Source organism: Candidatus Methylomirabilis sp. (genome assembly GCA_036000645.1).
Lineage (GTDB): Bacteria > Methylomirabilota > Methylomirabilia > Methylomirabilales > JACPAU01 > JACPAU01.
The window spans coordinates 1-4,325 of record DASYVA010000151.1; the positions used below are offsets into that span (position 1 = coordinate 1).

General features: G+C 71.3%; 6 protein-coding genes. 2 read left to right on the forward strand and 4 right to left on the reverse strand.

The genetic code is table 11. The features are described 5' to 3' along the window. Window positions 1-255 precede the first annotated feature (255 nt). Entirely contained in the window at window positions 256-471 is a 216-nt protein-coding gene (locus tag VGT06_08620) for a UXX-star (seleno)protein family 1 (protein HEV8663186.1), read from the reverse strand. A gap of 117 nt (window positions 472-588) precedes the next feature. On the opposite strand from VGT06_08620, the gene VGT06_08625 reads away from it, so the two are divergent. Both VGT06_08625 and VGT06_08630 read left to right on the forward strand, forming a co-directional pair. Continuing rightward, window positions 589-1,344, forward strand: a complete 756-nt coding sequence (locus VGT06_08625; protein ID HEV8663187.1) for an SDR family NAD(P)-dependent oxidoreductase — start codon at window positions 589-591, stop codon at window positions 1,342-1,344. 7 nt (window positions 1,345-1,351) lie between these two features. Beyond that, window positions 1,352-2,320, forward strand: a complete 969-nt coding sequence (locus VGT06_08630) for a hypothetical protein (GenBank protein ID HEV8663188.1) — start codon at window positions 1,352-1,354, stop codon at window positions 2,318-2,320. Between the two features lie 63 nt (window positions 2,321-2,383). Here VGT06_08630 and VGT06_08635 read toward each other — a convergent pair whose 3' ends face one another. The 3 genes from VGT06_08635 to VGT06_08645 form a co-directional block, all read right to left on the reverse strand. Then, window positions 2,384-3,418 (reverse strand): zinc-binding dehydrogenase, encoded by a 1,035-nt coding sequence (locus tag VGT06_08635; protein HEV8663189.1) that lies wholly within the window; start codon window positions 3,416-3,418, stop codon window positions 2,384-2,386. A 79-nt stretch (window positions 3,419-3,497) separates the two neighbouring features. Continuing rightward, complete coding sequence (locus VGT06_08640; GenBank protein HEV8663190.1) at window positions 3,498-3,827, reverse strand: hypothetical protein; 330 nt, start codon at window positions 3,825-3,827, stop codon at window positions 3,498-3,500. A gap of 110 nt (window positions 3,828-3,937) precedes the next feature. Beyond that, window positions 3,938-4,325 (reverse strand): RtcB family protein (locus VGT06_08645; GenBank protein HEV8663191.1); only part of this gene is annotated, 388 nt, incomplete at its 5' end.

Sequence of the window (4,325 nt, forward strand, 5' to 3'; positions counted from 1 at the left end):
CTAGTGCAAGTCCAACAAACAGGACACAGCGCTCACGCGACAACTCGGGTGCCGGGCCAAATGACGAGCATCACGAGGCCCGAGGGAGGAGGCGGCCGGAGGCGTACGCTGTTTGTACGCTCCGGACCGCCGACGACCGAGAACGACGTGAGGCGACGTCAGGTGGCCCGGCACTAAAAGGCCACGGCCGCCCAGGGGACACCCCGGGCGGCCGCCCTGCGTCCGGCGCCGGCCACCGGCCGGCTGCTAGACCTCTCAGGAGCCACCGAAGCCGATGGTGACCCGCCCCTGCTCGACGATGACCGGCACCTCCCGCTTCCCCTTGGAGTACCGGAGCATCCGCTCCAGGTCGGCCTTGTTTTTGGTCACGTTGATGTAGGTGAAGGGCACCTTCCGCTTCGTGTAGTCCTCCCGGGCCTCGGTGGTGAAGGGTCAGGTGTCCTTCCCGAAGATCAGGACGGTCTCGGTCATGCCGGTTGCCTCCCTTCCCGGGGCGGACGGCCCCGCCAGTCCGAACAGTATAGCCGGTCCGACGCGCCCCTGCCAAGCGGCACGCGGGGGCGCGCCCCGGGCGCCGTGGGAGAGGGCATGACGGGATTCGACGGGCGCATCGCCGTCGTGACGGCTGCCGGCAGCGGCATCGGGCGGGCCACGGCCCTCCGGTTGGCCCGGGAGGGCGCGGCGGTGGCCTGCGTCGACCTCAAGCCCGAGGCCGCCGAGGCGACCCGCCGGGGTGCTGCGGAGGCCGGGGGAAAGGCGCTGGTCATTCCCTGCGATGCCCAGGAGGGGTCCCAGGTCACCGCGATGGTGGAGCGGGTCCTGGAGACCTGGGGTCGGGTCGACATCCTGGTGAACGGGGTGGGTGGGGGCCAGCGGGCCGCCTCCATCCTGGACATCAGCGAGGAGGCCTGGGAGCGGATGCTCCGGTTTAACCTCACGACGGCCTTCCTCTGTTGCAAGGCGGTCCTGCCCGCGATGCTCCGGCAGGGCTACGGCCGCATTATCAATATCGCCTCGATCGCGGGCCGCTCCATGAGCACCTTCCAGGGTGCCCACTACACGGCGGCGAAGGCCGGCGTCCTCGGGCTCACCCGACACCTGGCCCGGGACGTGGCCGGCCGCGGGATCACCGTGAACGCCGTGGCCCCCGGGCCGATCGGGACGGAGCGGGTCCTCTCCTCCTTCAGCCCGGAGGAGCGGGAGCGCGTGATCGGGCGGAGTCCCATGGGGCGCCTGGGGACCCCGGAGGAGGTCGCGGCCGCCGTCGCCTTCCTGGCCTCAGCCGAGGCCTCCTTCGTGAGCGGCGCCACGCTGGACGTCAACGGGACCATGCTCATGATGTAAGGCGGGGATGCTCCGGCTCCTCTTCGAATTCGTCCAGTCCCTCCTGGGCCCCTCCCTCCGGACGCTGGCCCTGTGGCTGCACGCCGGGGCCGCGGTCGCCCTCCTGCTGGCCTGGGTCCTGCCCCCGCTGCGCCTCCTCCTCCGCCGCCTGCGGGCGCGGGCGGGAGCCGAGGAAGGGCTGTTCCTCCGGTGCCCCCAGTGCGGGAACGTGAACCTGCCCGGGGACCCGAAGTGCCTGAGCTGCGGGCGGGCCCTGCACCTCCCCTTCTTCCTCCGGTTCCGCCTCCGCTTCGATGCCGCAAAGCGTCTCCCCTGGATCCGCCGGGCCCGCCTCGTCGGCACCGCCAGCGGACTGGTGATCTTCTACGGCCTTACCCTTGCCGTCGTCCTGGCCGTGGATTTCGCGTCGCCGGGCACCGACCTGCGGCGCCTCGTGGCCGCCGGCACGGTCCTGGCCATGCTGGCGGCCACGCACCTCGTCCGATCAGCCCTCTCCCTGGACGGCCGCGGAATCCTCCCCAAGCTCTCGCACGCGTTCCTGGGGTTCGCCTTCGTGGGGTTCACCCTGGCCGGCCTCGTCCTCTCGACCGCCACCGCCCCGGCCGAGCCCCTCCCGATCGGGGAGCTCCGCCTGGAGGGACGGATGGTCCGGTTCGACGATCTGGTCGTGGCGGTGCCGGACGACACCGTCACCCTGGAGTATCTCCAGCTGGACCACCAGCTCCTGGGCTACCACCAGATCATCCTGCTGGCCCTGAGCGGGACCGACCGGCGGGAGGTGGGGCACGGCCCGGGTCTCCGGCGCCTCCTCAGCCACCTGACCCGCCACACCGACTGGTACGATCGCCGGGGGCTGGAGGTTCGCCTGCGGGCCGACCGGCGCCGCCTCGTCCCCGGCACCACCTACCGGGTCCTGAACGCGGGGCACCAGCTCTCCATCCGTCCCGTCCCCTCGCCCCAGGGACCTCCCGCCTGACCCCCTGGAAACAGCAACGGGGATGCCCGGAGGCATCCCCGTCTGGCGTACCCCTCGAGGGGGTCAGGGCTGCAGGACGATCTTCCCGAAGTGCTGGCGCCCCTCCATCCGGCGCTGAGCGGCGGCCGCCTCCTTCAGCGGGAAGGTGCTGTCCACCACCCCCTTCAGTTCCCCCGACTCCACGAACTTCCAGAGAGCGAGCAGGTCCGCCTTCCGCCCCATGTAGCCCCCCAGGAGAAAGAGCTGCTTGCTGAAGACGAAGCGGAGATCGGTGGTGGCGTTGTAGCCCGTCGTGGCTCCACACGTCACCAGGCGCCCCCCCGGCGTGAGGGCCGCGATGCACTTCCCCCAGACCGCCTCTCCCACGTGCTCGAAGACCACATCCACCCCCCGCTTGTCCGTCAGGGTCCGAACCTCGGCGGCGATGTCCTGGGTGGCGTGGTTGATCCCGTGGTCGGCGCCGAGCGCCTTGGCCTTCGCCAGCTTGGCCTCGCTGCCGGCCGTGGCGATGATCCGCGCCCCGAGGAGCTTGGCGATCTGGACCGCCGCCGCGCCGACGCCGCTCCCGGCCCCGATGACCAGGACGTCCTCGCCCCGCTGAACGCGGGCCAGGGTGACCAGCATGTTCCAGGCCGTGAGGAAGGTGAGGGGGACGGCCGCCGCCTCCTCAAAGGAGAGATGCGCGGCCAGGGGGATGGCGTTCACTTCCGGAACCTTGATGTACTCGGCGTAGCCCCCATCCACGGAGCCGTAGCCGCCCAGGATCTGGTACTGCCGGCAGAGGTTGTCCCGGCCGCCGAGGCAGAAGACGCACTGCCCGCAGGAGACGGCCGGCATCAGCACCACCCGCTGGCCCGGCTTGACCCGGGCGCAGACCGCCCCCACCGCCGCCACCTCCCCCGCCACGTCCGCGCCGGAGATGTGGGGGAGGAGCACCTTGACCCCCGGCAGGCCCTTCCGGAGCCAGAGGTCCAGGTGGTTCAGGGCGCAGGCCCGCACGCGGACCAGGATCTCGTGGGCCGCGGGCTCTGGGTCGGGGATGTCCTCGTAGCGGAGGACCTCCGGACCGCCGTGCTCGTGGAACCGGACCGCCTTCATGCCGTCCTCCTTCGAAGACGCGGCCCCATGGAGGGAGCGGGGCCGGGAGCATCCATCGGAGAGCTGCGGCCATCCCCTCCTACCGCATGGCGGGCTCGGAGACCCGGTCGAACTCGTCCTTGAGGCGCCGGATCACCGCGTAGCAGCGCATCACCTCCTCGTGGGGGTAGGGGATGGCTCGCCAGAGCTCCACCACCTTCAGCGCAATCGGGCGGGCTTGCTTGAGGATCTCGACGCGGCGGCGGGCCCCCTCGGGCAGCGGTTGGCCCTCGAGGAAGGCGATGAGGCCCTCCTCGTCCCGGGCCACCACCAGCTCATCCGCCCGCTGGCGGACGGCCGCGGGGGCCTCCTCCGGCAGGAGGCCGCGGAGGGTGAGGATGCGGAACGGGGTGTAGAAGAGTTGCTTCATCGTCGCTCCGCTCCCGAGAGGAGAAGACCCGGGGCCCGAGACGCTCCACGGATGCCGGGGGCTGGTCTTCCCTTATACCCGAAGGGACTCCGCCCCGGAACCGAAAAATGCTAGCCCTTCACGTTGCCGATGGGCTTGAGCAACGCCACGCGCCGGGAGAGGCCAGCGGCGTCCACCGTCTCCGCCACCTGGGAGATGTCCTTGTACGCAAAGCCAGCCTCCTCGGCCACCCCCTCGTAGGAGGCGGCCCGGACCATGATGCCCTTCTCCTCCAGCCTCTTCAGGAGGTCGCGGCCGTGGGTTTTCTTCCTCGCGGCCGTCCGGGACATGGTCCGGCCCGAGCCGTGGGCCGTCGAGCCAAAGGCTTCCTCCATGGCCTGCCGGGTCCCCATCAGGACGAAGGATCCGGTCTCCATGGAACCGCCCACGATGACCGGCTGGCCCAGGCGGTCGAAGGGGGGGGGCAGCCCGGGGCTCCCGGGGCCGAAGGAGCGCGTC